The sequence below is a fragment of the Mesorhizobium sp. M0227 genome, assembly GCF_040321855.1.
GTDB lineage: Bacteria > Pseudomonadota > Alphaproteobacteria > Rhizobiales > Rhizobiaceae > Mesorhizobium.
In genome coordinates, this window is the sequence record NZ_JAMYSJ010000004.1 from 112,796 (window position 1) to 137,971 (window position 25,176).

A 25,176-nucleotide genomic window follows, 5' to 3' on the forward strand; every position below is an offset into this window, starting at 1 on the left:
GCGCGGTCGGCGGGATGCGTAGACCTACTTCTTCGCCATCTGCTTCTTCACCAGATCGATCTTCTGGTCGGTGAGCGGGATGGGGATTGTGTAGCCGGCTTCGGTAAAGCCCTGCTTGGCGTTCTCGAAGAATTCGATCGCCTTTTGATATTCGGCCTTGCCCCCGCCATAGCTGGCTCGGTTCCAGCTGACGTCACCGAGATTGTTCTGCGCGAAGGCCCATTGCATGGGCAGGCTTTCCCTGGTGAATACCTTCAGCGTGGCCGCGAAGGCGGCCTCGGCATCACCGAGGTATTTGCCGGTGCGTTCGAGATTGCCGAGGTTGAGCAGGCTCATGCCGATGCCGTTCTGGGCGTTGGCCCAGTCGACTGGTGCCGCGTCGACGGTGAGTACTTCGAGGGCTGCTCGGCGGGCCGCTATGGACTCAAGCAGCGTCCTGGAGTCGGCATTGCTCATGCTCAGCCAGTGCAGCGTCGAGCCGAGGCCGGCCTGGGCCAGCGCCCATTGGCGGGGGTTCGTCTCGCGCTTGTACTCGCGCAACGCATCGCGGTAGGCGGCAATGGCTTCACCATAATGTTCCGGCTTGTCGGTGACGCCGCCGAGGAGCTGCAGCGTGTTGCCGAGATTGTAGTGGCTCATTGCCCAGTCGAGAGGGAATTTCCGTCTGACATAGACCTGCCGGGCCGCCCGGAAGGCCGCGGCCGACTGCTCCAGCTTGGCCGCGTCGCGGGTGCGCTGGCCAAGCGTCTGGTAGATCGAACCGAGATTGTTCTGCGCCGACGCCCAGTCCATCGGGAAACGCTGCCGGGTAAAGACCGTCAGTGCATCGTCATAGGCGGCCGCGGCCTCTTCGAGCGCGCCGGTGCCCATATCGAAACGGGCGACACCGCTCAGCGCGTTGCCGAGGTTGAGCCTGCTGGTCGCCCATGAGACGGGGAAGGTTTCACGGGTTCGCACTTCAAGCGCGGCACGGAACGCGTTGGCCGCCTCGTTTATCTTCGCCTTGTCGTTGAGCTGAATGCCGAGCGACACCAGCGTGTTGCCGAGATTGTTCTCGACCATCGCCCATTCAACCGGCGCCTTTTCGCGTGTGTATTCCTCAAGTGCCAGCCGGTAGGCCGCCTCGGCTTGCGTCAGATGTTCGCCGGCGGCCTCGCGCTCGGAAAGCGCATAGAGCGCCAGGCCGAGATTGTTCTGCGAAGCGGCCCAGTCGAGCGGGACCTTGTCGCGCGGGCGTTTTTCGAGTGTGGCGCGCATCGCCACCACCGCCTCGTTCAGGCGTTTCGGGTCGCTCTCACGTTCGCCGATCTTCAACAGCACGTTGGCCAGATTGTTCTGCGCGGCGGCCCAGTTAAGATCGTCCTTCTCGCGCTCGAACACGACAAGGGAATCGCGAAAGATCCGCGCTGCCTCTTCAAGGCGCGCGGTCTCCGTCTCTCGCTCGCCGATGGTCTGCAGCACCACCGCCATGTTGTTGCGGGTGATCGCCCAGTCGCGATTCTGTTCGTCATTGGGGATGAAGTTCAGAATGGTGCGATAGGCCTCGATGGAGTGCTGCAGCGCATCGAGATCGCCGGTGGCGTAGCCGTAGGCGTTCAACGCCTCGGCTTGCTGGTTCTTGTAGTTCCAGCGCAGCTTGTCGTCCCATTTCTCGGCCAGCGAGAAGGCCTTGGCGTAATCGCCTGCGGCGGATTTGTAGTCGAAGACCAGGCCAGAGGCATCGGCGCGCCTGGCATAGATCGCGGCATCGGCAAGACGCTTCTGCTTGACGAGATCCTCGGCTTGATCGACCGCGTCGTTGGTCTCTTCGATCCGGCCGACGGCATCGTCGAGGAATTTACGCGCCGTCACGATGGCGCCCTGGCTGATGGCCTTGTCGGCGGAGGCGACAAGCCGTTTGATCTCCGGATCGTCGGTGCGAAGCGCTGCACGCTCGGACATCATCTTCTTCAGGCGCTCGGCCTGGGCGTCGAGCACCTTTTGCAGGTCAGTCGGATCTTCCGGGATCTTTTCCGTGCCGAGCGCTTTCAGCACGCCATAAAGCGCATCAAGCGGCACGCCTTCCTGCAGCGAGGCCAGTTCCACCTGCGCCCGTTTGGGGTCGGGCAGGTCGGAAATCGTCAGCAGCAGCTGGCGCCGCTCGCCGGTGATCAGCCCGTCGTCGCCGGTCGGCTCCGCCGGCGCGACGCCGAAATAGAGCAGCCGGCGCAAGCTTTCATTGACCCAGGGGCGCTGCTTTGCCTTTGTGTCGAGATAGACCTCCTCGGTCACCATGCGCATGACCGAGCCGAACTCGGTACCCTTCATCGCCGCGAGGTGGCGCAGCAAAGCGGACGCATAAGGGCTGTTTTCGCCGGCGGCGCCATCGAGCGCTGGACGACCCGGTTCTGCGGCAAAGCCGACCACCGTACCCAGGCTCGCGTCGGCCGCCGGCGCATTGCCGAGCGCCTTCGCGCCGCGCACCGGCTCCAACCCGCCGGCGCCTATGGGCGAGGCGGAAGCGGTCGGTGAGCGCCGGACCATGGCATCCGCGGGGAATGGATTGGTGCGGCAGGCGTCGAGCAGCATGATCGTCACCGGCACTGTCTTTTTCAATGCCTCCATGACGGCCGATATCGGCACAAGGCTGGTGCCGGCATCCTTCAGCGACGGGACGTCGGCATCGACCGGAACCAGATAGTTTTCGCCGCCGGCCTCGATGCCATGACCGGAGTAGTAGATGAAGGCGACATCGGCGCCGTCGGCATCTTCGGTGAACCGCTCCAGGTCGCGCTTCAGCTTGGTGGCGTCGCGGTCGGTGACGCTGCGGGCGTCGAAGCCAAGGTCGGTCAGCATCTTGGCCATGTCGCGGGCGTCGTTGGCGGGGTTGGGCAGGGCGGCGATGTGCAGGTAATTCGACTGGCCGATGATCAGCGCCACGCCCTTAAGGCTTATTGTCTCGGCAACTGCAAGCGCGGTCGCGGCAAGGCAAAGCAGTGCGGCGATGAAAGCCGTCAGCCATGCCCGCCGCAAAAGATTAAGCTTCGAGGTTTCGACAAAGGTCATTTGTCGTTCGCATCCGCCCTGATGATCCAAGCCCTCTATAACGCTGCCAATGGACCATGATCAAATTTGGCCATGATCAAATTAGGGCATGATCAAATTCGGGCGCGATTGCGCCGCGGCCGTGGCTCGCCTATCCCTGAAAAATGTCGCCGCTCACCGAAACCGTTCTTTTCGTCTTCAGCCTCGTCGCGCTCGGCTATCTCACCGGGCTCACCGGCTATCTAAAGCCGGCCAGCGGGGACGGCATCTCCGAATTCGCCATCAACGTGGCGATGCCGCTGCTGCTGTTTCGGACGATGGTGAATTCCGATTTCCATGGCGTGGCGCCATGGTCGCTGTGGGGCGCTTACTTCACCGCGGTTGCAATGACATGGGCTGCCGGCCATCTGGTGACGACGCGAATCTTCGGGCGGGACGCACGCACAGGTATCGTCGGTGGAGTGTCGTCGTCCTTCTCGAATGTGGTGTTGCTGGGCATTCCCTTCGTTCTCGGCGTATTCGGGTCCAGCGGATTCGAAGTGCTGTCGCTGCTCGTTTCCGTGCATCTGCCGACCATGATGATGGCGTCGATCATCATGTTCGAGATATTTGGCCGCGGTGGCAGCGAGCCCGTACACCCGCTGCGCATCATCCAGAGCTTTCTGAGAAGACTGTTCACCAATCCCCTGATCATCGGCATCCTGGCCGGGCTGGCATGGCGCCTAACCGGCGCGCCGCTGCCGAACCTTGCCACACGGCTGGTCGATGCGCTGGCTGACACTGCCGGGCCAGTGGCGCTGTTCGCCATGGGCCTCAGCCTGCGCCGCTTCGGTATCTCCGGCAATGTCCGGCCGGCTCTGGCGCTTTCGGTGCTGAAATTGTTCCTGATGCCGGCTCTGGTTCTCGGTCTGGTCTGGCTGCTTGGCCTGCCGCCATTGACGGCCAAAGTGGCGGTGGTGGTGGCGGCGCTACCATCCGGCATCAATTCCTATCTCATCGCCGTGCAGTTCAACACCGGCCAGGCGCTGGCGTCGAACCAGATGACAATCGCCACGGCGAGCGCGGTTGTTACAACCGCCTTCTGGCTGACGGTGGTGCTCCACGTTTTCGGATAGATAGCCAGATGGTGCGGCCAGCGATCGGCACGGCATATGTCCGGCCTGCTCTCGCCTCGGGCTGGTCCAACCCCTATATGCCATCTTGCGATTGCTTGCGGGCCTTGCCCTCGGTAAAGAGCAGTGGCTCCGGCGTGCCGGCTTCAGTCCATGGCGCACGCTCACCGAAGATTTCACAGACCGGCCGTCAGCGCGCCGAACGGAGGATAGACCATGCTTCAGAAAACCAGCCATTTCATGCGGCAGGCCAATCTCATCAATGGCGAATGGGTGCAGGCCGACAGCGGCCAGACGGTTGACGTCAACAACCCGGCCACCGGCCTCAAGATCGGCACCGTGCCGAAGTCGGGCAAAGCCGAAACCCGCCGCGCCATCGAAGCCGCCGCGGAAGCTTTCAAGACCTGGCGCAAGACGACCGCGCTCGAGCGCTCGAAGCTGCTGCGCAAGCTGCATGACGCAATGATGGACAATCAGGACGTGCTGGCCGAACTGCTGACCATCGAACAGGGCAAGTCGCTGTTCGAATCGAAGGGCGAGATCGGCTCTGCCGCGGCCTACATATTGTGGTTCGCCGAGGAAGGCCGCCGCACCTATGGCGACGTCGTGCCGTCGCCATGGGCGGACCGCCGCATCCTGGTGACCAAGGAACCGGTCGGGGTCATCGCCGCCATCACGCCGTGGAATTTCCCGTCCTCGATGCTGGCCCGCAAGCTCGGCCCGGCGCTCGCCGCCGGCTGCACCGCAGTGGTCAAGCCGGCCTCGCAGACACCATATTCAGGCCTCGCCTGGGGTGCGCTCGCAGAGGAGGTCGGCTTCCCCAAGGGCGTCGTCAACATCCTGACCGGTTCGGCAAGCGAGATCGGCGACGAGATCTGCGCCAATCCGCTGGTGTCGAAGATCACCTTCACCGGATCGACCGAAGTCGGCAAGCTTCTCATCCAGAAGTCGTCGGTCACCGTCAAGAAAGTGTCGATGGAGCTCGGTGGCAACGCGCCGTTCATTGTCTTCGATGACGCCGACCTCGAGCGTGCGGTCGCTGGTGCGATCACCGCCAAGTATCGCAATTCCGGCCAGACCTGCGTCTGCACCAACCGCTTCCTTGTCCAGGCTGGTGTCTATGACAAGTTCGTCGAGAAGCTCGCTGCCGCCAGCAACGGGCTGAAGGTCGGCTCCGGCCTCGAGGACGGCGTGCAGCAGGGGCCGCTGATCGACGAGAAGGCGGTCGAGAAGGTCGAAGAACTGATCGCCGACGCCACATCCAAGGGCGGCAAGATCGTTGCCGGCGGCAAGCGCCATGCGCTCGGCGGTTCGTTCTTCCAGCCGACGGTCATTGCCAATGCGACGCCCAAGATGCGCTTCATGAAGGAAGAGATCTTTGGCCCGGTCGCACCGGTGTTCAAGTTCGAGACCGAAGAGGAGGCGATAGCACTCGCCAACGACACCGAATTCGGCCTCGCCTGCTATTTCTACACCGGCGATCTCGGCCGCGCCTTCCGCGTCATGGAAGGGCTGAAATACGGCATGGTCGGCGTCAATGAAGGCCTCATCACCACGCCGGAGGCGCCGTTCGGCGGCGTCAAGGAATCGGGTCTCGGCAAAGAAGGCGGACATCAGGGCATCGAGGATTATCTCGACACCAAATATGTCTGCATCGGCGGCCTCGGCCTCTGATAGGATATTCCCTGAGATGGGGAGGCCGATGGCCTGCCTGTCTCTCATGGGAAAACCAGCCGAAGTCTTCTGGATCAACTGGCATTTACGGGCATGGCGATGAAGGACGGCGAGGTTTTCGGCACGACGCAGGCAGGCGAGCCGGTGCGTCGCTTCACGATCAGGGGCGGCGGTATCACCGCCAACATCATCGGTCTGGGCGCGATCATCCAGGATCTGCGCCTGACCGGGCACGATGCGCCGCTGGTGCTTGGCTACGACAATCTGGCGGCCTACGAGACGGATACGGGCTTCTTTGGAGCGGTTGTCGGCCGCTATGCCAACCGCATCCGCGACGGCCGCTTTACCATCGCCGGCAGCCGCTACCAGACCGAGCAAAACTTCCTCGACAAGCATACGCTGCATGGCGGCTCGCAAGGCTATTCCCACAGGCCGTGGACGGTTTCGTTGCATGGCAGGGATTTCGTCACGCTGACGTTGCACGATCCCGACGGCGCGATGGGCTTTCCCGGCGCGCTCGATGTCACTTGTACCTACCGGTTGAAGATCCCCGGCACGCTCAGCGTCGAGCTGACCGCCACCTGCGAGGAGCCGACGCTGTGCAATCTGACCCAGCATTCCTATTTCAACCTGGATGATGGCGGCGCCGGCGACATTCTCGACCACAGGATGATGCTGAATGCCGGCGCCTACCTGCCGGTCGATGGCGACATGATCCCGACCGGCGTGGTCAAGCCGGTTGACGGTACGCCGTTCGATTTCCGCCAGGCGCGGCCGCTGCGCATGGAGACCGAGGGCGAACAGCTGCCCTACGACCAGAATTTCTGCCTCGCTTCGGCACGCGGGCCGCTCAAGCAGGCGGCATGGGCGCAAGGCGCCAGTTCCGGTGTCGAGATGGAGGTCTGGACCACTGAGCCGGGCGTCCAGCTCTATACCGGCCAGTACGTGACGCCGCGCACCGGGTTGGAAGGCCGCGACTACAAGGCTTTTTGCGGCTTCTGCCTGGAGCCGCAGATTTGGCCGGACGCGCCGAACCGGCCTTATTTCCCGCAGGCGACGCTGTGGCCGGGCGCGATCTACCACCACGTGACGGAATACAGATTCCGTCTGCCCTGAGGCCTGCCAATGTTCAGGTGAAGCCCGCCTGACCTGAATCGCAACAGACTTTAGCCGGCGAAGGCCGCGCGCAGCGTCTCGAACGGCGCCAGCGCGCCGCGCACCTGCACCACGGCGGCGGCGACGCGATGCGCACGGCGTGCTGCTTCAAGCGGGTCGTGGCCGGCAAGTCGAGCCGCGAGATAGCCGCCGTTGAAGGAATCGCCGGCGCCCGTCGTATCGGCGGGAGCGGCGACATGGATTGCCGGGACTTCGCGCAGCGTTCCTGCTTGGGCAATCAGTGCCGGTGCTTCGCCGTTCTTGACGACGACCTCGCCGACGAGTTGCCCGAGCCGCTTCGCTGTGGCTTGCGGTGTTGGATCGCCGAACAGCATCTGCTCGTCGGGGAAGGTCGGCAATGCGATGTCGGTGACGGCAAGGGCTTCGACGATCGCTGCCTGCGCATCCTCGCGCTCACGCCAGAGCCGCGGCCGATAGTTGGGGTCGAAGGCGATAAGTGAACCAGCCGAACGCGCCTTGGCGACGGCGGCCAGCAACTCAGCGCGCGCGGCTTCGTCCAGAATTGCCAAAGTGATTCCGGAAAAATAGACAAGTGCCTGATTTTCCAGGTTTTTCGATAATGCGGCCGGGTCCGAGACAAGCTGCCGCGCGGCGGCGTCGCCACGCCAATAGGTGAAGGAACGTTCGGCTCCCGTCAGCGTGATGGCATAGAGGCCGGGCCGCGCGCCCGCTATGAGCGGGCTGGAGCCGATGCCGATGCCGTTTTCAGCGAAGAAATCGATCTGGCCTTGCGAGAATGGATCGTCGCCGAAGGCCGAGACATAGGTTGCCGGCCGCTCAGCGCTCAGTGCATGCAGCGCCCACAGCGTGTTGAACGTGTCGCCGGCAAAGCCTATGCGCCAGTTCGGTCCCGTCTGGCCCGACAGTTCGAGCATGCATTCGCCGATCGAGGCGACGCCGTTTCCCGCCATCTGCAATCCTCCAGTGATCTCGGTGCTGTAGCTTTTTGCCACCGGCAGCGCCATGCTTGGCAAGCAGGGTTTTTTCCGCCACAGCGTTTTCCCACAGGCTGGCGGGATGCGATCCGTTCGGCAGAGCGTTGTCTGCAGAAGAGGAACCGGTTTGGCATCGATATGGCGTTATCTTCTGGCAGGTCTTGGTCTGGCTGCCTTGCTGGTCGGCATTCTCGCGGTCGTTTACCTGACGGCGCCGCGGTCGGCGCGGCCCGCCGGCCCGGATGTCTCTCGGACGAAGAACACCGCCAACGGGCTGTTCGTGGCAAGCTTCGCGCCGGAGCGAGGCGTTGTGCGGCTAGGCCAACTGCAATCCTGGCTGCTGACGCTGAAGACAAAGGCTGGAGCTCCGGTGGAAGGGGCGGCGATCGCGATCTCCGGCGGCATGCCGCTGCACAGTCACGGCCTGCCGACCAGCCCGCAAGCGACCGACTATCTCGGCGACGGGCGTTACCGGATCGAAGGGGTGAAATTCACCATGAGCGGCTGGTGGCAGCTGCATTTCGCCATCTCGGCCACCGCAGGCTCCGATACGGTGCTCTTCAACGTGGTGCTGTGAGCAGGACATGAGGCGGCGTTCGCGTTTTCTGGCGCTAATGGTGGCCGTTGTCCTTACCGGCTGCACGAAGCCGGATTTTTCCGACGCCGAGAAGACGACCATCGCCTCGCTGGCGCTGTCGTCGCTGCCGGCGCTCAAGCCCGACACCACCGATCGTTTTGCCGACGTGCCGGCGGCTGCCGCACTCGGCTCGACGCTGTTCTTCGACCAGGGCATGAGCGGTGACGGGTCGATATCCTGTTCGACATGCCACAAGATCGACCGCCAGTTCCAGGACGACCTGCCGCAAGCCGTCGGCGTCGGCCGTACCAGCCGGCGGACCATGCCGCTGGCCGGCGTCGCGCGCGATCCCTGGTTCTTCTGGGACGGCCGCCGCGACAGCCTGTGGGCGCAAGCGCTGACGCCGCTCGAAAACCCGCTGGAGCAGGCGGGAAACCGCACCGCCTACGCGCATCACATCAAGGCGCGCTTCGGCGAGCGCTATGAGCGCATCTTCGGGCCGCTGCCCGATCTTTCGGGCATGCCGTCGAATGCCAGCCCGCTTGGAAACGATGCCGAGAAGGCGGCCTGGAATGCGATGAGCGGCGCGCAGCGCAGCGCAATCGACGGCGTCTTTGCCAATATCGGCAAGGCGATCGCCGCCTTCGAACGCTCGATCGAGCCGGCGCCGACGCGTTTCGACCGCTTTGCGCTGGACCTCGCCACCGGTGCCGAGCCGAAGGGCGATGCTGTCTTTTCCAAACAAGAAATCCTTGGACTTAAACTGTTCATCGGCAAGGCCAATTGCGTGACCTGTCATAACGGCCCGCGCTTCACCGACAACAGCTTCCACAACACCGGCGTGCCATCCGTTGCGGGCCTGCCGCCGGATCGCGGCCGTATCGATGCCGTGCGCCAAGTCGAGGCGGACCCGTTCAACTGCTTCGGCGCCTATCGCGATGGCGACGCCAGCGCCTGCGGCGAGTTGCGCTTCATGGTCAAGGATGCGCCCGAACTCGTTCGCGCCTACAAGACGCCATCGCTGCGCGGTGCGGCAACGCGGTCGCCCTACATGCATGCCGGGCAGTTTTCGTCGCTCGACGAGGTCGTGGCGCACTACGCCAAGGCTGCACCCAGCGTGGAGGGTACGTCCGAAGTTCATCCGCTGGGGCTGTCGGATCGTGAACGTGCGGCGCTGGTGGCTTTCCTGAAGACGCTTTCGGAGTGAGTTAGAGCCCGATCCATCCCGATGTATCGGGATGGGGCTCTACGTTTGACCATGATCTTGTCCGAAAACCGGCTTCCACTTTTCGGGATCATGGTCATCGATCCTTGACTGTCTCCATCGCCACGAAGGTCGAGGTCTGGGCGACGTGGGGCAGGGCCGAGATGCGTTCGCCGAGGACGCGGCGGTAGGCGGCGATGTCCCTGGTGCGGACTTTCAGCAGATAGTCGAAGCTCGACGCCATCATGTGGCACTGCTCGATTTCCGGCACGGCCTGCACGGATCGGTTGAAGGCATCGAGCGCGGCGGACCTGGTGTCGGACAATTTCACCTGGACGAATGCAACATGGCCTTCGCCCATGCGCTCGCGGTCGATGATCGCCTGGTAGCCCCTGATGTAGCCGTCCTTCTCCAGCCGCTTCACCCGCGCCTGCACCGGCGTTTTCGACAGGCCGACGTTTGCCGCCAGTTCTGACATCGAAAGCCGGCCATCGCTTGCCAGCGCCGCCAGGATATTCCTGTCGATGCGGTCCAATTGGTCTTCTGTCATCGAAAATGCAGTCCATATGTCGGTTTTGAGCTGCTACGATAGATCGAATGACCTGCAATGTCGATTTCTTCGGACCGATTGAAAATTCGCATCTGTGCTAGCTTCCACCATTCGGTCCGGTGACCGCCGGCCCGATCCCTTTGCTCGATCCATGGGACCGCCATGCCAGCGCTCGATGCCATCCGCCAGCAGATCCGCGCCAACTACCTGCCCGATGAAGACGAGGCCGTGAAGCGGCTTGCCGACGCGACGGCGCTCTCCGGGAAAGACCGCAAGGCGATCTCGGCCCGCGCCGCCGATCTGGTGCGGGCGGTGCGCGGTTCGTCCGATCCCCGGCTGATGGAAGTCTTCCTCTCGGCCTATGGTCTCTCCACCAAGGAAGGCGTCGCGCTGATGTGCCTGGCCGAGGCACTGTTGCGCGTGCCCGATACCGAAACGATGGACGACCTCATCGCCGACAAGATCGCGCCGCACGACTGGTCGGCGCATTCGGGCGGTTCGAGCTCCATCTTCGTCAACGCCTCGACTTGGGCGCTGATGCTGACCGGCCGCGTCCTCGATGAGGGCGAGGGCGGCATCGAAGGCACGCTGCGCTCGATGGTGCGGCGGTTGGGCGAGCCGGTCATCCGCAAGGCGGTGGCCGCCGCCATGCGCGAGATGGGCGAGCAGTTCGTGCTCGGCCGCACCATCACGGAAGCCGTCAAGCGCGGCCGGCCGATGACGCAGAAGGGCTACCTCTATTCCTTCGACATGCTGGGCGAGGCGGCCCGCACCGAGGCCGACGCCTTGCGCTATCACAAGGCCTATGCCGACGCGATTTCGTCGCTCGATTCCGGCTCCAACGGTCCTGACATCAGGCAGAACCACGGCATTTCGGTCAAGCTTTCGGCGCTGCATCCTCGCTACGAGGTGGCGCAGAAGGAAGAGATGCTGCCTGTGATGGCCGAGCGGCTCTTGTCGCTGGCGCTTGCCGCGCGCCATTCGCGTATGGGCCTCAACATCGATGCCGAGGAGGCCGATCGCCTCGATCTGTCGCTCGACGTCATCGAGCGGGTGCTGGCCGAGCCGGAGCTCGCCGGCTGGAACGGCTTCGGCGTGGTGGTGCAAGCGTATGGGCCACGCGCGGCCTTCGCCATCGATTGGCTCTATGCGCTGGCCAGGAAATACGACCGCAACATCATGGTGCGGCTGGTCAAGGGTGCCTATTGGGACACCGAGATCAAGCGGGCGCAGACGCTCGGACTGTCAGGCTATCCCGTCTTCACCCGCAAGACCAACACCGACGTTTCCTACATGGCTTGCGCGAAAAAGCTGCTATCGATGACCGACCGCATCTATCCGCAATTCGCCACCCACAATGCCCACACCGTCGCCGCCATCTTGGCGATGGCGGATAATCGCGATTCCTTCGAGTTCCAGCGCCTGCACGGCATGGGCGAGGCGCTGCACGAGACGGTGCGACGGTCCGAAGGCACACGCTGCCGCATCTACGCGCCGGTCGGTGCGCATTCCGATCTGCTGGCCTATCTGGTCCGCCGGTTGCTGGAGAACGGCGCCAATTCCTCCTTCGTGCACCAACTGACCGACGAGGACGTCGAGCCGGAGGACATTGCGCGCGATCCGCTCGAAACGGTCGAGAGCCAGGGTCCGGCCACCAATCCGGCGATTGCCCGGCCTTCCGAGATTTTTGGGGCCGGGCGTCGCAATTCGAAAGGATTCGACATCACCGACACGGTGACGCTGGCGGCGATCGACAAGGCCAGGGTGGCCTTCGCTGGGCCGGATCGTTGGCATGCCAAGCCGATCACCCGTGCCGCCGGCTACGGCAAGCAGCGTCCCATAGTCAACCCAGCAAAGCCTTCCGAAGTGGTCGGTACGGTCAGCGAAGCCGCCGCCAAGCAAGTCGCGACCGCCGTGCGCTTTGCGGTGGAAGCGCAGCCGGCATGGGCAAAACGTTCCGTCGCCGAGCGCGCTGCCATCCTCAACCGTGCCGCCGTTCTCTATGAATCCAAAGCCGTCGAGTTCTTTGCACTCGCCACCCGCGAGGCCGGCAAATCGCTGGCCGACGGCGTCGCCGAAGTGCGCGAGGCGGTCGACTTCCTGCGCTACTACGCCACCGAGGCGGCCAATGCGGAGGCGGGCACGCAAGCGCGCGGCGCCATCGTGTGCATTTCGCCGTGGAATTTCCCGCTCGCCATCTTCACCGGCCAGATCGCGGCCGCACTTGTCACCGGCAATTCGGTCATCGCCAAGCCGGCCGAGCAGACGCCGCTGATCGCCTTCCGGGCTGTCGAGCTGCTGCGCGAGGCCGGTGTGCCGGAAGACGTCATCCAGTTGCTCCCTGGCGACGGCCCGTCGGTCGGCGGGCCGCTTACATCAGATCCGCGCATCGCCGGCGTCTGCTTTACCGGCTCGACCGAGGTCGCCAAGCTGATCGAGAAGCAACTGGCCAAGACGGCCGCGCCCAACGCCATGCTGATCGCCGAGACGGGCGGCCTCAACGCCATGATCGTTGATTCCACCGCGCTGCCCGAACAGGCGGTGCGCGACATCCTCGCCTCGGCATTCCAGAGTGCCGGCCAGCGTTGCTCGGCACTGCGCGTGCTCTATGTGCAGAAGGACGTGGAGAAGAAAATGCTGGAGATGCTGAAGGGCGCCATGGAGGCGCTCAGCATCGGCGATCCCTGGCGGATTTCGACCGATGTCGGCCCTGTCATCGACGACGAGGCGCAAAGCTCTATCCGCGAGTACTGCACGAAAATGGGCTTGCAGGGCCGGCTGATTGCCAAGCTCGAAGCGCCGAAGGAAGGTCGCTTCGTTGCGCCGCATGTTTTCCGCGTCAAGGGCATCGAGGACATGGAGCGCGAGGTGTTCGGGCCGGTGCTGCATGTCGCTACGTTCGACGCCGACGAAATCGACGCGGTCATCGCCGCCATCAACCGCAAGGGCTATGGCCTGACCTTCGGCCTGCACACCCGTATCGAGGGCCGCGTGCAGCATTTCGTCGACGGCATCCATGCCGGCAACATCTACGTCAACCGCAACCAGATCGGCGCCGTGGTCGGCTCGCAGCCGTTTGGTGGCGAGGGGCTTTCAGGCACCGGGCCGAAGGCCGGCGGCCCGCACTACCTCCGCCGGTTCCGCAAAGGGCCGGAGGCTGGCACCCATTTGCAGGATGGCCATAAGGTCACGGCGACCGAGCTTGCCGACAATCTGCCTGATCCCACACTTGGCGGCTGGTCGACGCGTCCGGACCGGATCGCCATTCTGAGGAAGCATCTGCGCGGCAAGGGTGCTGCGGCCATAGGTGCGGCCGCCGGCATCGATTTCGGCCAGATCGACCTGCCCGGGCCGACCGGCGAGGCCAACACGCTCTCGCTCTCGCCACGCGGACGGGTGCTGTGCCTCGGTCCCGATGGCGATACGCTGCTGGCGCAGACGATCCAGGCGCTCGCCGCCGGCAATGCGGTGCTGGCCGTGGCGCCCGGCGCACCGGCTGCCCTTTCCCCATTGACCGGCAAGGGCTTGCCGCTGGCCGCCATCGATGGTCGGCCGGATCCGGTCGAAGCACGCTCACTGCGCGTCGATGTCGTCGCCTTTTCGGGCACGCCGGAGGCTGCACGCATCGTGCGCAAGGTCATCGCCGACCGCTCCGGCCCGATCGTGCCGCTGGTCAGCGAGGTACTGAACCCGGCGGCCTATGCACATGAACGGGCTGTCTGCGTCGACACCACCGCCGCCGGCGGCAATGCGAGCCTGCTGGCCGGAGCTTGAGCCCGGCCAGTATTTAAGCGCCTTCGACGACCGAAAAACCTTCGAACTGGGGGTGACCGAGATAGTGGACCTTCGTCGTGCCGACATTTCGATGGGCGGCGCGGAAATTCTCCGACTTGGTCCAGGCGATGAAATCCTCGTGGCTCGCCCACACCGTGTGCGACGCAAACAGCGTGTAGCCTTCGGTCTCGTTGACCGGGCCACGCAGCAGGTGGAATTCCCGAAAACCCTTCATCTCAGCGAGGCTGGAATCGCGGTTCTTCCACACGGCTTCGAAATCGTTCTCCGAGCCGGTCTGCACCTTGAAGCGGTTCATGGCGATGTACATGGCGGTTCCTTTCGTGCGGATGTTGATGATTGGCGGCTGCAGCGTTTGTTCTGCGCACATTCAAAATGGGCCGATTTCGGTCTCGAACTCCAAATTTGCGCTTGCTGCCTGTGGTGGAATTGGAGGGAAGGGGGCTGCCTTGCGGACAATGCCAAGCGCCGCCTGATCGAAAGCCGCCGACCCTGAGGTCTCCAGGATGCGCAACTCGTTTATGTTGCCCTTCCTGCCTATGACGAATGTGACAACCGCATTGTTGCGTGCCGCCAGCTGTAGGGAAGGCGGGAGGGTGCGATTGACGCTGCCGAGTTTTCTAAAAACATCGCCGCGGTAATTGTCTTCCGCGGCCGTGCCTGCCTCTTTTTGCCTTTTGCCCTTGCTGGCTGCTTGCGCCGACCGGTCCTCGCCATTCGCCGTGCCGCGCTTCTCATCCGCCGTCTTTGAAGGGGCAGCTGCCGACGTTGGCCTGGCGCTGGGGATCGGTGGCTGCTCTGGAACGGCGACAGGCACTTCGGCGCTCTCGGCCTGCACGATCGGCTGCGCCGGCGTTTCGGCCTTGGGAGCCACGCTCTGGTCATCGGGGCGAGGGGCGCCGGCCACCAATATGTCGGGCGTCACCGTCTGCTGTTTGGCAGGTTCCGGCAAAGGCTTGAGCGGCTTTGCTGCGTCCTTCGCGGGTTGCGAAGGCTCTGTTGGCGGCGTTGGCTTGGGCGGCGTTGCCGGCTGTGGTTTGGCGGGTTGCGGGTTCGGCACCAGTGCAACGTTTATTGCCGTCGGGTCCTTGTCCAGCGCGCTGCCGACCACGTTGGTGCCCGACTGTTCACTGCCTTCCGGCTGCTCGGCATCTTGGAAACTGGAAGTCCCCGTAGGGGAGATCAGAAAGGCCGCTGCCACCGCGGCATGGAGCAGGCAGGAGACGACGATCGCCGCCGTCCACTTGCGGTTCCAGGCCGATGGCCGCGGTAGCGCGAGCGGCTCGGTTGGCTCTATCGCCAGCTCGGCGCTGGCTTCGGGGAGGGGACTGATATCCTGCATGTCTCGCCGCGAGACCTGCAGCGACAAGAGCAGAATTGTCAAATCAAGATCGTTCGCTCGCAGCGGCAGTCGGCAGTGGCCGGCAACTGGCCACGCCGCATTGTTTTGCAGGAATGCGGGATGCAGTCCCACCTTAGACTCCGAAAGCGATCCCGGTCTTGGTGTCCGTCTTCAGCTTGCGCATGCAGGCGTTCGGTTCGACGCCGGTACCGGTGCATTCGGTCGCGCTGTTGATCAGCACGCGGCTGACTTTCGAGCACTCGGTGCCGGCCAGATCGAAACGCGTCACCTTGGTCTTGCCCGCCGGCAATTCCTTGAAATCGAGCACGGTCAGCCGGTCGACGACGCCTGCCTCGTTGAACAAGGCGATCTCGAACGCAGCCTTGGACAGGTCGGCGCCGAGATTGTTGTTGACCACGAACGTCAGGCGGCAACCCTTGTCGGAAGGTTGCGCACCATTGAGTTCTAGGGTGAGTGCGGGGACCGGCGCGGACTCTTGTGCCCACGCCGGACCCATCGCAAGCGACATCGCCAGCATCGAGGTCAGCAGACGAAGGGATGTCATCAAGCTCGTCATGGTCATCAGCCTCCAAATCGCATCGTCGCCGCCAGCTTCAGGGTGACGCCGGGCTCGTAGGCCGCGAAGACCGGCTGCGGCGGCTGGCCGGCCGTGGTCAGGTTGAGCGGGTTGGCGTATTTGACATCGAACAGATTGTCGGCGCGGAAATCAATCTTCAAATTGTCCGTCGCCTGGTAGCTGGCAAAAGCATTGACCAGCGTGTAGTCCTCGGCGATCGGGTTGCCCTTGGGCTTGCCATTGTATTGCACTTCGCCGCCCACGGTTAGCTTGTCCTCGAGGAAGCGCAAGCCGAGCTGCGCGGTGACCTGGGATGAGGGGATGGTCAGCAGATCGGCCCGAACGTCCCTGTAGGAAATGGTATGACCATTGGTGATTGAGGCCGAAAGCCCGGCATAGCCCCATCCGGCATCATAGACGCCCTCAAGTTCGAAGCCGTCGATCTTGGCCTTGGCAAAATTCTGGTACTGGAAGCATATCGGGATACCGGGTCCGCTCGGGCAGCCGGCTGTCGGGTCAAACCGCGACAGGGTAACGCCATCGATGTAGTCTTCGACATCGTTGTTGAAATAGGCTGCCTTGATGCGCAGCGCATCGTCGGCTTCGAGGATATCATTCTGCTTGTAGTTGACGCCGAATTCGACGGTCTTTCCGGTTTCCGGCCGCAGATTGGGATTGGGCAGGAACGGGAAGGTGACACCCGCCGGATGGCGACCGCTGATCAGTGTTTCCGACAGGGAGGGTGACCGGTATCCTTCCGCATAGGTGCCGTAGAATTGCAGGCCGGCAAGGCTGGCGCTGTCGAAAGGCGAGACGCCGACGGTGATGCGCGGCGACAACCGGTCCCCCGACGTTTCGTGTGTGTCATCCTTGAGGCTGTAATTGTCGTAACGCAGCCCGGCGATGACTTCGAGCCACTCCCAGGTGAGCTTGTCCTGGACATAGGCGCCGGAGACGTTCCGCTTACCGGAAGGCGTATAGAAGCTGTCGCCACCGGCCGTGCCGCCGGTCTCGACGTTATCGCCGGCCCAGTCGCCGCCATAGGTCAGTTCGTGCGCGATTCCCGCGGTCTCGAATCTGGACGTGTTCCAAATGTCGATGCTGGTCGTGCCGATGTCGAATGTCGATGTCGAGCCAGCCGGCAAAACAACTGGAAGGCCGGTGCTCGGATCAAACCGGTTGAGAGGCACGAGGCTGGTCAGATCGAGATTGGTCTTGTTGTAGGAGGTGTTGATATGGAGATCGAGCCAGCTCTTGTCCTCATCCGTAATGTTGTAGCGGGCGGTGAAGGTGTTCGACTTCAGGTCGACGTCATTGACCGGCACGCCGCCGCTGATCTCGTTCCAGCCGTCGCTCGAGCCGACCCAACCGAGCTTCAGTTCGCTGTTGTCGGTCGGGCGGATGGTGGTCTTGAGCAGACCGCTCAGCACATCGAAGCCGGTGCCCTTGACCGTGTCGCCACCGCCATCCTTGTAGTCGTCATAGTTGCGGTAGACGATGTTGCCGAGCACATCCCAGTTCTCGTTGAGGCGGTAGGCACCGGATGCGCTTGTTGTCCAGCCCTTGCCGTTGCTCTCATAGCGTCCCGTGACGGAGCCGGCCCATGTTTCTTCCGGCTTGAGGAAATCCCCGGCGTCCTTGGTATCGAAGAAGACAACGCCGCCGATGGCGCCCGAGCCGTAGGTGTTGGCGACAGGACCGCGGATCACGTCGACGGATTTGACGAGTTCGGGGTCGATGTAGAAGGTCGACTGCGTGCCGTGGTCTGAGCGCTGGAAATTCTGGCGCGCGCCGTCGACAATGACCGCGACGCGGCCGAAATCCTGCAAGCCGCGGATGTTGATGCTGGTGCTGACACGCCTGGCGTCGGCCTGCGCGGCGACACCGGGCACGCCGAGCAGCATCTCGTTCGGCGTCGTCGCCATGCGGCGGTCGAGCTGTTCCTGGCCGACATGGCTGGTCGATGCCAGCGATTCGATCGCCGTTTCGCCGGTGCGGCTGATGACGAGGATCTTGTCGAGCAGCGTTGCGCCCGCTTGTGCCGCCTTTTCTTCGTCGGCCTTCTTCGTTTGATCTGTCTGCTGGTCCGCCGGCTGCGCCGCCTGCTGAGCGTTGGCCAGCTGCGCCGACAAGGCGATCGCCGCCACGCTTGCCAGCAAAGCCGCTGCGCCGTTCGCCGCCGACCGGCCGCGCCATTCCCAAGTCACAAACCCCATGCCCCAACTCCAAAGTCCAGGTTTCATGCTGGCTGGCCCGGGGCTGGCTGGCATTTTTGATCATGTCCGGGGTCTTAAATGTTGACTCATTTAATCCGGTATTGCACTGACTAGTAAACATGATTATTCAAGTCAAGAAATGAATCGGATTACGCAACGCCTAGCCAGACGCCCGGCACAGGAAAGGGATCCATCCAGATGAACACCCACAATCCCAACGATTTTCGCTATCGCGTCCGCCGTTCCGACGATGCCTCCGCCCGTTTCGACCGGGTTCCGCTGGCGGTGCGAACCCTGTCCAGCAACACCCTGTTCCAGGGCGAGCACGAGATCGGCATCGAGCATCATGGCGCGCTCTATCGGCTGAAGATCACCCGCCAGGGCAAGCTCATTCTCAACAAGTAAGGCAAGGCCACAGGGACCAAGACATGGACCAGCGCGTAAAACCCGCCCCGCATGAAATCCGGCGGGCACGGACAGACAATCCGAAGACGCGCGAGCGTGATCTCGCCGCCCAGCTCGGCATTTCGGAGGCCGAGCTGGTCGCAGCCCACTGCGGCGACGGCGTCGTCCGTGTCGAGCCACGCGTCAACGATCTTTTGACCGGTCTCGAAGCCGTCGGCGAGGTCATGGCGCTGACCCGCAATGAAAGCGCGGTGCACGAGAAGATCGGCGTCTATGACAAAGTCGTCACCGGCAACCACAATGCCATGGTGCTTGGCGAAAACATCGACCTGCGCATCTTCCCGAAGGTCTGGGCACACGGCTTTGCCGTCGAGAAGCGAGACGGCGACGAAATCCGCCGCAGCCTGCAGTTTTTCGATGCGGCGGGCGAGGCCGTGCACAAGGTGCATTTGCGTCCGGCCTCCAGCCTCTATGCCTATCAGAAACTGGTTGCCGCGCTCGAATCGTCCAATCAGGAGCCGACGGTCGACATTTCAGGACCACTCCCCGATGACGAGATCCATGGCGACGAAGCGAGCGCCAATCTCGACGATCTGCGCGACCGCTGGAGCCGGCTGACCGACGTGCACCAGTTCTTCGGCATGCTGAAGACGCTGAAGCTGAGCCGCCGGCAGGCGGTCCGCCTGGTCGGGCAAGACTATGCCTGGCAACTCGACAATGATGGCGTCCGTGCCATGTTCCATCACGCCGCGGAGGGCGAGATGCCGATCATGTGCTTTGTGGGAAACCGCGGATGCATCCAGATCCATTCCGGTCCGATCAAGTCGATCAAGCCGATGGGGCCATGGATCAACGTGCTGGACGAAACCTTCCACCTGCATTTGCGGACCGACCACATCCAGGAGGTCTGGGCGGTGCGCAAGCCGACCAAGGACGGTCATGTCACCTCGCTTGAGGTCTATGACGCCGACGGCAAGATGTTCATCCAGTTCTTCGGCAAGCGTCATGAAGGCGAAAGCGAGCGGGACGACTGGCGCTTCCTGGCGGAAAACCTGCCGCGCATCCCAAGCCCGACCGCAGCCTGAGGAAAATGCGATGCGTTTTTTCCCAAGATTGTCGACCGTGCGCGGATCTATTTTCGGGCCGGTGATCGGTCTCTCCATGGCTGTTATCGCACTGCAATCCGCCAGCGCCATGGAAGGCACGGCCGTGTTTGCCGATCCTTCGAAAATCGTGGCCGTTGGCGGCTCGATCACCGAGATCGTCTATGCGCTCGGCGAGGAAAAGCATCTGGTGGCTCGCGATTCCACCAGCCGGTACCCAAAGGCGGCGCTTGAGCTGCCCGATGTCGGCTACATGCGCGGGCTGTCGCCGGAGGGGGTGCTGTCGGTTAACCCGACCGGCATCCTGGCGCTGCATGGCAGCGGTCCCAAGCAAGCCGTCGATGTCTTGAAGAAGACGAGCGTCCCGTTCATCGAAGTGCCCGAGCACTATAGCCACGAAGGCATCCTCGAAAAGGTCCGTATCGTCGGCAAGGCGCTCGGCGTCGATGCCAAGGCCGAGGTGCTCGCCGGGGAGCTCGATGCCAAGCTCACGGCAGCTGAGAAGCAGACGGCGTCGATCAAGGAGCGCAAGCGCATCCTGTTCGTGCTGTCGATACAGGGCGGCAAGATCCTGGCGGCCGGCAGCGAGACCGCGGCCGACGGTATGGTCAAGCTGGCTGGCGGCGTCAACGCGGTCGAGGGCTTTTCCGGCTACAAGCAAATGTCCGACGAGGCGATCATAACCGCCAGACCGGACGTGATCCTGATGATGAGCAATGCCGGGCCTCCGGTGTCGGACGACGAACTGTTCGGCAATCCGTCGATCGCCTCGACGCCGGCCGGAACGGCGCGCAAGCTGATCCGCATCGACGGTGCCTATCTGCTCGGCTTCGGGCCACGCACGGCCGATGCCATCCACGACCTCGCTGTCTCGCTTTATGGCGGGCAGGTCACGGACTGAACGGGCGGATCATGGTCGATCAATCGATCGCCGGCCCGGTGATGGCAAGCGTATCCGAAGGCGACCGGTCGGGCCGCGCCCGCATCGTCATCCTTCTGCTGTGCCTGGGGCTCGCGGCTGCCATTTTTCTGTCGCTGACATCGGGGGCTTCGGACGCTTCGGCCGTCAACGTCATTGGCGACTGGCTGTTCGGCACAGTGCCTGATGACGCCGCGGTGAGCGCCCGCGACAGCCTGATTGTCTACGACATCCGCCTGCCGCGCATCATTCTCGGCATGCTGGTCGGCGCGGCGCTCGCGGTCTCCGGCGCGGTCATGCAGGGACTGTTCCGCAATCCGCTGGCCGACCCCGGCCTGATCGGCGTCTCGGCCGGCTCCAGCCTCGGCGCGGTTGCCGTCATCGTGCTCGGCGCCACGATATTGGCTCCGGTGACCGTCTTGCTCGGCACGCTCGCATTGCCGCTGGCGGCCTTCTGTGGCGGGCTCGCCACCACGCTGGTGCTTTATCAGGTCGCGACGCGGCGGGGGCAAACCTCGGTTGCCACAATGCTGCTTGCCGGCATCGCGCTGGCGGCGCTCGCCATGGCGCTGACCGGCATCCTCATCTTCATGGCCGACGATCGCCAGTTGCGCGACCTGACCTTCTGGCAACTCGGATCGCTCGGTGGCGCGACCTGGGCGAAGATCGCGTCGGTAGGGCCGATCATCGTGCTGGCGCTGGCGGCGATGCCGTTCCTGGCACGCGGCCTCAACGCGCTGGCGCTTGGCGAGGCGACCGCCGGTCATCTCGGCATTCCGGTGCAGCGGTTGAAATACACGGCTATCGTCGGCGTCTCTGCCGCGGTCGGCGCATCCGTCCCCGTCAGCGGCGGCATCGGCTTCGTCGGCATCGTGGTGCCGCATCTGCTGCGCCTGCTGATTGGTCCGGACAATCGCTATCTGCTGCCGGCGTCGGCGCTGCTCGGCGCCTCGCTGCTGCTTCTGGCCGATGCGGTCGCACGCACCATCGTTGCGCCGGCCGAACTGCCGATAGGCATCGTCACCGCGATAGCGGGCGCGCCGTTTTTCCTTTGGATCCTGCTGCGCAAGCGCGGCGTGGTTGATTTGTGAGGCTTGATGATCGAGGCCAAGGATGTTTCGGTTGATATCGCCGGCAAGCCTATCGTCAGTGGTGTCGATTTCCACGCGCGGCCCGGCGAGATCGCCGCCATCGTCGGCCCCAATGGTTCGGGCAAGACGACCTTCCTCAAAGCACTCTCCGGCGAACTCGCCTATACCGGGCGCGTTGCCCTCAACGGCCGAGATCTCTCGACGATGAAGCCGGTCGAGGTGGCCGTCCATCGCGCTGTGCTGCCGCAGGCGACGACGCTGTCGTTCCCGTTCACCGTGCGGGAAGTGGTCAAGCTTGGCCTTGTCGGCGGCCGCTCAGGCGTCCTGCCGGGCGAGGATGCGCGGCTGCCGGAACGGGCGCTGGCGCGTGTCGATCTCGACGGCTTTGCCGGCCGTTTCTACCAGGAGCTTTCGGGCGGCGAGCAACAGCGCGTTCAGCTCGCACGCGTGCTGTGCCAGGTCTGGGCGCCGGTGCTCGACGGCAAGCCGCGCTTTCTGTTCCTCGACGAGCCGGTTTCCAGTCTCGACATCAAGCACCAGCTGATCATCATGAACATTGCCCGCGACTTCGCCAGAAGGGGCGGCGGCGTGGTCGCCATCCTGCACGACCTCAATCTGACGGCCATGTATGCCGACCGGATCTTCGTCATGCATCGCGGCCGGCTCGCCGCCACCGGGTCGCCGCGGGATGTGCTGAGCGATGACCTGATCGAAAAAGTGTTCGACTGCCGGCTCAGGGTCGGCGTGCTGCCGGCCGGCAATATGCCGTTTGTGCTGCCTCAGTCAGCAGCTTAATTTATTGCAAACCTAGCCCGCGCCCCTGGCTGGGCTAGGCAGCCGGGGCGCGGCGCTCCAACATGTCGATGCCGAGCAGGTTGCGCACATTCGGCCGCGCCGCTACCAGATCGGCGATCGTGTAGCGGGCGAGCACGGCGAAGAACGCGTTCAGCGCCTCGCGCAGCGCCGAGTTCAGCGCGCAGCTGTCGACCAGCGGGCATTCGGCGGCATCGTTCTCGAAGCATTCGGCCATGGCGAAGCTCTCTTCTGTCACGCGCACGACATCGAACAGGCTGATGGCTTCGGCGGCACGGCCAAGCTTGACGCCGCCATTCCTGCCCCGCACGGTCTGGACAAGGCCGTGCTCGACCAGGGGCTGCAGGATCTTGAACAGGAAAAGCTCCGACACCGAATACGCGGCCGCGATCTCCGGGATGCGGCTCAATCGGTCATCATTGGCCGCGCAATACATCAAGATGCGCATGGCATAATTGGTCTGGCGCGTAAGCCGCATTTTGTCCTCACAAGGCACTGGTGCGGTGCAACCACGCCAGATCTGGAAATTCTTGCTGATGCGGCTTTGACCCGAATTTCCGGATTCGCCACATTGGCTCGGGCGGAATATGGCCTATACCTTGGAATAATTCCAGACTAGCTTCGTGCGATAGATGAATTTTCTCCTCAACTTTGTGTGCGCAGCCGGAGAAGATGCCGGACGAAACCCGCTGTCGCGGGTATTTCGGCGCTCGGAACACTAAATAGGCTGAGATCGACGAGGAGCGGCTCACCCATGTCACAATCGGCTTCGCCCCTGGCGCCGGTCCGTTTCGATGCCGAAGCGGATGCCAAGCTTTCCGCGTTGCGGCGGACGAAATTCCTCGCGGCCGCCGCGCTGGCGCTTTGCGTGGCGGTGTTTGCGCTCGCCAAATCGTTCGAGCACATCCACCCGTGGCTCGGCTTCGTCGCTGCCTTTGCCGAGGCGGCGACCATCGGCGGGCTGGCCGACTGGTACGCGGTGGTGGCGCTGTTCAGGCGACCTCTGGGGCTGCCGATCCCGCACACCGCCATCATACCCGAGAACCAGAACCGCATCGCCGACAATCTCGGCCGCTTCATCGAGGTCAACTTCCTGGCGCCTGAACCGGTGCGTGAAAAGCTCGCCGAGGTCGATTTCTCGGCACTCGTCGCCGACTGGCTGGCCGATGCGGAGCGCGCCGCCGGCCTGTCGCGCTTCGTCGTGCGGCTGGTGCCGCAGACGCTGGCGGCGATAGAGCAATCCGGCCTGCGCGGCTTCGTCACCAGCCGCATGCTCGAACAGATTGAAAAGGTGCCGCTGGCGCCGCTGGCCGCCGAGCTGTTGTCAGCGCTTACCGACGACCGCCGCCACCAGAAACTGTTCGACGAGTTCACCAAGGTGATCGGCAGGTTCCTCAATGACGAACAGGCGCTGGCGACGATGCGCGAGAAGATCCGCGAGGAACTGCCGTCGCTGTTCAACCTGTTCCGCGCCGACGCCTATCTCCTGAAGAAGATCGTCGCCTCGGCCGGTTCGCTGCTCGACGAGGTGAGGGCCGATCCCGATCACCCGATGCGCGCCGAATTCGACCATTTCGCTCAAGGCTTCATCGAAAAGCTGAGGACATCGAAGCAATACGCCAAACGTGCCGAGAAGCTGAAGCGCGATTTCCTGGCCCGGCCGGAAGTCAGGGGATTGGCCGGCGACATGTGGGCAAGCCTCAGCCAGTTCATCGAGCAGGACGCCAAGGCGCCGAATTCGGTTGTCCGCGCGCATCTTGCCAACATGTTCGTCGAGGTCGGCCGCCATCTTGCCGGCGATGCGCAGATCCGGGCCGACATGAACCAGGGGTTCGTGGTGGCGCTGGCGTCGTTCGTGGAGAGCCAGAAGGCCGGCGTGTCGACATTCATCGCCGACCAGGTCAAGCGCTGGGACCTTGCCCAGCTGACGCGGCTGATCGAGATGAACATCGGCAAGGACCTGCAATACATCCGCTTCAACGGCATGATCATCGGCGGCCTCGCCGGTGTCGTGCTCTATGTGGCCGAGCGGCTGTTCCTCGTGAATTGATGCGCGGCCCGATTGGCGCTCATTCCTCCGCGTTCATGGACTCGCGGCATGCGAGTGCTATTCTCCCGCCGAGGGTGCCCGCATCATGCGGCAAAGGGGAGCAAACGAGCATGGCAAAACAACCGGAATCCGATTCTTTCATGGACATGTTCGGCAGGTTCGGCCGCGACCTGAAGGTGCCCAATGTCGATGTCGAGGCGATCCTCGCCCATCATCGCAAGAACATCGAAGCGCTGGAGAAATCGGCACGAGCCGGTGCCGCCGGCGCCACCTCGCTGTTGTCCCGGCAGCGCGAGATGCTGCAGGATACGCTGCGCGAGGTCACCGATATCGCGCAAAGCTACAGGGCGCCGGGCAATCCGCAGGAACTGATGGCCAAACGGAGGGAGTTTGCCAGGAAGTCCTTCGAGGCCGCGTTGAAGAATGCGGGCGAAGTGGCTGAACTGGTCAAGAAATCCGGTGCCGAATCGGTCGACATCCTGCGCACCCGCATCAAGGAGGCGATGGAGGAAATCCGCGCCGGCTACGAGAAGAAGTAGCGGATGTGGCCGGGGCCGGCTCATTGCTGCCGACAGCGCCCTGAAGCCCGGAAAGCCCGATTTGACCTGCGACTGCG

General features: G+C 63.5%; 21 protein-coding genes. 13 read left to right on the plus strand and 8 right to left on the minus strand.

Annotated features, from left to right (window positions below):
* Positions 1-24: 24 nt before the first annotated feature.
* Positions 25-3,045 (minus strand): caspase family protein, encoded by a 3,021-nt coding sequence (locus NKJ00_RS07960; RefSeq protein WP_352439883.1) that lies wholly within the window; start codon positions 3,043-3,045, stop codon positions 25-27.
* 143 nt (positions 3,046-3,188) lie between these two features.
* Here NKJ00_RS07960 and NKJ00_RS07965 point away from each other — a divergent pair, with 143 nt between their 5' ends.
* From NKJ00_RS07965 to NKJ00_RS07975, 3 genes are all read left to right on the plus strand, one after another.
* The gene (locus NKJ00_RS07965) at positions 3,189-4,139 is read left to right on the plus strand and encodes an AEC family transporter (RefSeq protein WP_128303984.1); all 951 of its coding nucleotides are present in this window, start codon (positions 3,189-3,191) and stop codon (positions 4,137-4,139) included.
* A 213-nt stretch (positions 4,140-4,352) separates the two neighbouring features.
* Positions 4,353-5,810, plus strand: coding sequence for an NAD-dependent succinate-semialdehyde dehydrogenase (locus NKJ00_RS07970; RefSeq protein ID WP_127291661.1), 1,458 nt, complete (start codon positions 4,353-4,355; stop codon positions 5,808-5,810).
* Between the two features lie 93 nt (positions 5,811-5,903).
* Positions 5,904-6,926 (plus strand): aldose epimerase family protein, encoded by a 1,023-nt coding sequence (locus NKJ00_RS07975; protein ID WP_023812255.1) that lies wholly within the window; start codon positions 5,904-5,906, stop codon positions 6,924-6,926.
* A gap of 50 nt (positions 6,927-6,976) precedes the next feature.
* On the opposite strand, the gene NKJ00_RS07980 is transcribed toward NKJ00_RS07975, so the two are convergent.
* Positions 6,977-7,897, minus strand: a complete 921-nt coding sequence (locus NKJ00_RS07980) for a sugar kinase (protein WP_128304045.1) — start codon at positions 7,895-7,897, stop codon at positions 6,977-6,979.
* Between the two features lie 151 nt (positions 7,898-8,048).
* On the opposite strand from NKJ00_RS07980, the gene NKJ00_RS07985 reads away from it, so the two are divergent.
* Positions 8,049-8,498, plus strand: a complete 450-nt coding sequence (locus NKJ00_RS07985) for a FixH family protein (RefSeq protein WP_023812254.1) — start codon at positions 8,049-8,051, stop codon at positions 8,496-8,498.
* 7 nt (positions 8,499-8,505) lie between these two features.
* Positions 8,506-9,705 (plus strand): cytochrome-c peroxidase, encoded by a 1,200-nt coding sequence (locus NKJ00_RS07990; protein WP_352609577.1) that lies wholly within the window; start codon positions 8,506-8,508, stop codon positions 9,703-9,705.
* Positions 9,706-9,799: 94 nt separating this feature from the next.
* On the opposite strand, the gene NKJ00_RS07995 is transcribed toward NKJ00_RS07990, so the two are convergent.
* Positions 9,800-10,252, minus strand: a complete 453-nt coding sequence (locus NKJ00_RS07995) for an Lrp/AsnC family transcriptional regulator (RefSeq protein WP_023812252.1) — start codon at positions 10,250-10,252, stop codon at positions 9,800-9,802.
* A gap of 162 nt (positions 10,253-10,414) precedes the next feature.
* Between NKJ00_RS07995 and putA the strand changes: the two genes are divergently transcribed.
* Entirely contained in the window at positions 10,415-14,026 is a 3,612-nt protein-coding gene (gene putA, locus NKJ00_RS08000) for a bifunctional proline dehydrogenase/L-glutamate gamma-semialdehyde dehydrogenase PutA (protein ID WP_023812251.1), read from the plus strand.
* A gap of 13 nt (positions 14,027-14,039) precedes the next feature.
* On the opposite strand, the gene hmuQ is transcribed toward putA, so the two are convergent.
* The 4 genes from hmuQ to NKJ00_RS08020 all read right to left on the minus strand — a co-directional run bounded on the left by hmuQ (position 14,040) and on the right by NKJ00_RS08020 (position 18,179).
* Entirely contained in the window at positions 14,040-14,354 is a 315-nt protein-coding gene (gene hmuQ, locus NKJ00_RS08005) for a heme-degrading protein HmuQ (RefSeq protein ID WP_023812250.1), read from the minus strand.
* Between the two features lie 60 nt (positions 14,355-14,414).
* Positions 14,415-15,428, minus strand: a complete 1,014-nt coding sequence (locus NKJ00_RS08010) for a TonB family protein (RefSeq protein ID WP_348625595.1) — start codon at positions 15,426-15,428, stop codon at positions 14,415-14,417.
* Positions 15,429-15,519: 91 nt separating this feature from the next.
* Positions 15,520-15,963 carry a hypothetical protein gene (locus NKJ00_RS08015; RefSeq protein ID WP_352609715.1) on the minus strand — a complete coding sequence of 148 codons (444 nt, stop codon included), beginning with the start codon at positions 15,961-15,963 and terminating at the stop codon, positions 15,520-15,522.
* 5 nt (positions 15,964-15,968) lie between these two features.
* Entirely contained in the window at positions 15,969-18,179 is a 2,211-nt protein-coding gene (locus NKJ00_RS08020) for a TonB-dependent hemoglobin/transferrin/lactoferrin family receptor (RefSeq protein ID WP_352609578.1), read from the minus strand.
* Between the two features lie 198 nt (positions 18,180-18,377).
* On the opposite strand from NKJ00_RS08020, the gene hemP reads away from it, so the two are divergent.
* From hemP to NKJ00_RS08045, 5 genes are read left to right on the plus strand one after another with little or no spacing between them, the layout of a single operon-like run.
* A complete protein-coding gene (gene hemP / locus NKJ00_RS08025; RefSeq protein WP_023757683.1) occupies positions 18,378-18,584 on the plus strand; it encodes a hemin uptake protein HemP in 207 nt (68 codons plus the stop codon).
* Positions 18,585-18,607: 23 nt separating this feature from the next.
* Positions 18,608-19,669, plus strand: coding sequence for a hemin-degrading factor (locus tag NKJ00_RS08030; protein WP_023812246.1), 1,062 nt, complete (start codon positions 18,608-18,610; stop codon positions 19,667-19,669).
* A gap of 10 nt (positions 19,670-19,679) precedes the next feature.
* Entirely contained in the window at positions 19,680-20,588 is a 909-nt protein-coding gene (locus tag NKJ00_RS08035) for a heme/hemin ABC transporter substrate-binding protein (protein ID WP_023812245.1), read from the plus strand.
* Between the two features lie 11 nt (positions 20,589-20,599).
* On the plus strand, positions 20,600-21,697 hold the full coding sequence (locus NKJ00_RS08040) for a FecCD family ABC transporter permease (protein WP_352629377.1): 1,098 nt from the start codon (positions 20,600-20,602) through the stop codon (positions 21,695-21,697).
* A 6-nt stretch (positions 21,698-21,703) separates the two neighbouring features.
* Positions 21,704-22,492, plus strand: coding sequence for a heme ABC transporter ATP-binding protein (locus tag NKJ00_RS08045; protein WP_023812243.1), 789 nt, complete (start codon positions 21,704-21,706; stop codon positions 22,490-22,492).
* 34 nt (positions 22,493-22,526) lie between these two features.
* Here the strand turns inward: NKJ00_RS08045 and rirA are convergent, their stop codons facing one another.
* Complete coding sequence (gene rirA / locus NKJ00_RS08050) at positions 22,527-22,988, minus strand: iron-responsive transcriptional regulator RirA (protein ID WP_023812242.1); 462 nt, start codon at positions 22,986-22,988, stop codon at positions 22,527-22,529.
* Between the two features lie 276 nt (positions 22,989-23,264).
* On the opposite strand from rirA, the gene NKJ00_RS08055 reads away from it, so the two are divergent.
* Positions 23,265-24,560: a DUF445 domain-containing protein gene (locus NKJ00_RS08055; protein ID WP_128303991.1), complete on the plus strand. Its 1,296-nt coding sequence runs from the start codon at positions 23,265-23,267 to the stop codon at positions 24,558-24,560.
* Positions 24,561-24,670: 110 nt separating this feature from the next.
* On the plus strand, positions 24,671-25,099 hold the full coding sequence (locus NKJ00_RS08060) for a phasin family protein (RefSeq protein WP_128303992.1): 429 nt from the start codon (positions 24,671-24,673) through the stop codon (positions 25,097-25,099).
* Positions 25,100-25,176 lie beyond the last annotated feature (77 nt).

What these genes read in the sequence shown, in the direction of transcription:
- NKJ00_RS08020 (WP_352609578.1), bottom strand. Translation starts at nt 18,179, where the DNA reads ATGGGGTTTGTGACTTGGGAATGGCGCGGCCGGTCGGCGGCGAACGGC.
- NKJ00_RS07980 (WP_128304045.1), bottom strand. Translation starts at nt 7,897, where the DNA reads ATGGCGGGAAACGGCGTCGCCTCGATCGGCGAATGCATGCTCGAACTG.
- putA (WP_023812251.1), top strand. Translation starts at nt 10,415, where the DNA reads ATGCCAGCGCTCGATGCCATCCGCCAGCAGATCCGCGCCAACTACCTG.
- NKJ00_RS07975 (WP_023812255.1), top strand. Translation starts at nt 5,904, where the DNA reads ATGGCGATGAAGGACGGCGAGGTTTTCGGCACGACGCAGGCAGGCGAG.
- NKJ00_RS07960 (WP_352439883.1), bottom strand. Translation starts at nt 3,045, where the DNA reads ATGACCTTTGTCGAAACCTCGAAGCTTAATCTTTTGCGGCGGGCATGG.
- NKJ00_RS07990 (WP_352609577.1), top strand. Translation starts at nt 8,506, where the DNA reads ATGAGGCGGCGTTCGCGTTTTCTGGCGCTAATGGTGGCCGTTGTCCTT.
- NKJ00_RS08060 (WP_128303992.1), top strand. Translation starts at nt 24,671, where the DNA reads ATGGCAAAACAACCGGAATCCGATTCTTTCATGGACATGTTCGGCAGG.
- NKJ00_RS08035 (WP_023812245.1), top strand. Translation starts at nt 19,680, where the DNA reads ATGCGTTTTTTCCCAAGATTGTCGACCGTGCGCGGATCTATTTTCGGG.
- NKJ00_RS08030 (WP_023812246.1), top strand. Translation starts at nt 18,608, where the DNA reads ATGGACCAGCGCGTAAAACCCGCCCCGCATGAAATCCGGCGGGCACGG.
- NKJ00_RS08045 (WP_023812243.1), top strand. Translation starts at nt 21,704, where the DNA reads ATGATCGAGGCCAAGGATGTTTCGGTTGATATCGCCGGCAAGCCTATC.
- NKJ00_RS08015 (WP_352609715.1), bottom strand. Translation starts at nt 15,963, where the DNA reads ATGACGAGCTTGATGACATCCCTTCGTCTGCTGACCTCGATGCTGGCG.
- NKJ00_RS07995 (WP_023812252.1), bottom strand. Translation starts at nt 10,252, where the DNA reads ATGACAGAAGACCAATTGGACCGCATCGACAGGAATATCCTGGCGGCG.
- NKJ00_RS08055 (WP_128303991.1), top strand. Translation starts at nt 23,265, where the DNA reads ATGTCACAATCGGCTTCGCCCCTGGCGCCGGTCCGTTTCGATGCCGAA.
- hemP (WP_023757683.1), top strand. Translation starts at nt 18,378, where the DNA reads ATGAACACCCACAATCCCAACGATTTTCGCTATCGCGTCCGCCGTTCC.
- rirA (WP_023812242.1), bottom strand. Translation starts at nt 22,988, where the DNA reads ATGCGGCTTACGCGCCAGACCAATTATGCCATGCGCATCTTGATGTAT.
- NKJ00_RS07970 (WP_127291661.1), top strand. Translation starts at nt 4,353, where the DNA reads ATGCTTCAGAAAACCAGCCATTTCATGCGGCAGGCCAATCTCATCAAT.
- NKJ00_RS08040 (WP_352629377.1), top strand. Translation starts at nt 20,600, where the DNA reads ATGGTCGATCAATCGATCGCCGGCCCGGTGATGGCAAGCGTATCCGAA.
- hmuQ (WP_023812250.1), bottom strand. Translation starts at nt 14,354, where the DNA reads ATGTACATCGCCATGAACCGCTTCAAGGTGCAGACCGGCTCGGAGAAC.
- NKJ00_RS07965 (WP_128303984.1), top strand. Translation starts at nt 3,189, where the DNA reads ATGTCGCCGCTCACCGAAACCGTTCTTTTCGTCTTCAGCCTCGTCGCG.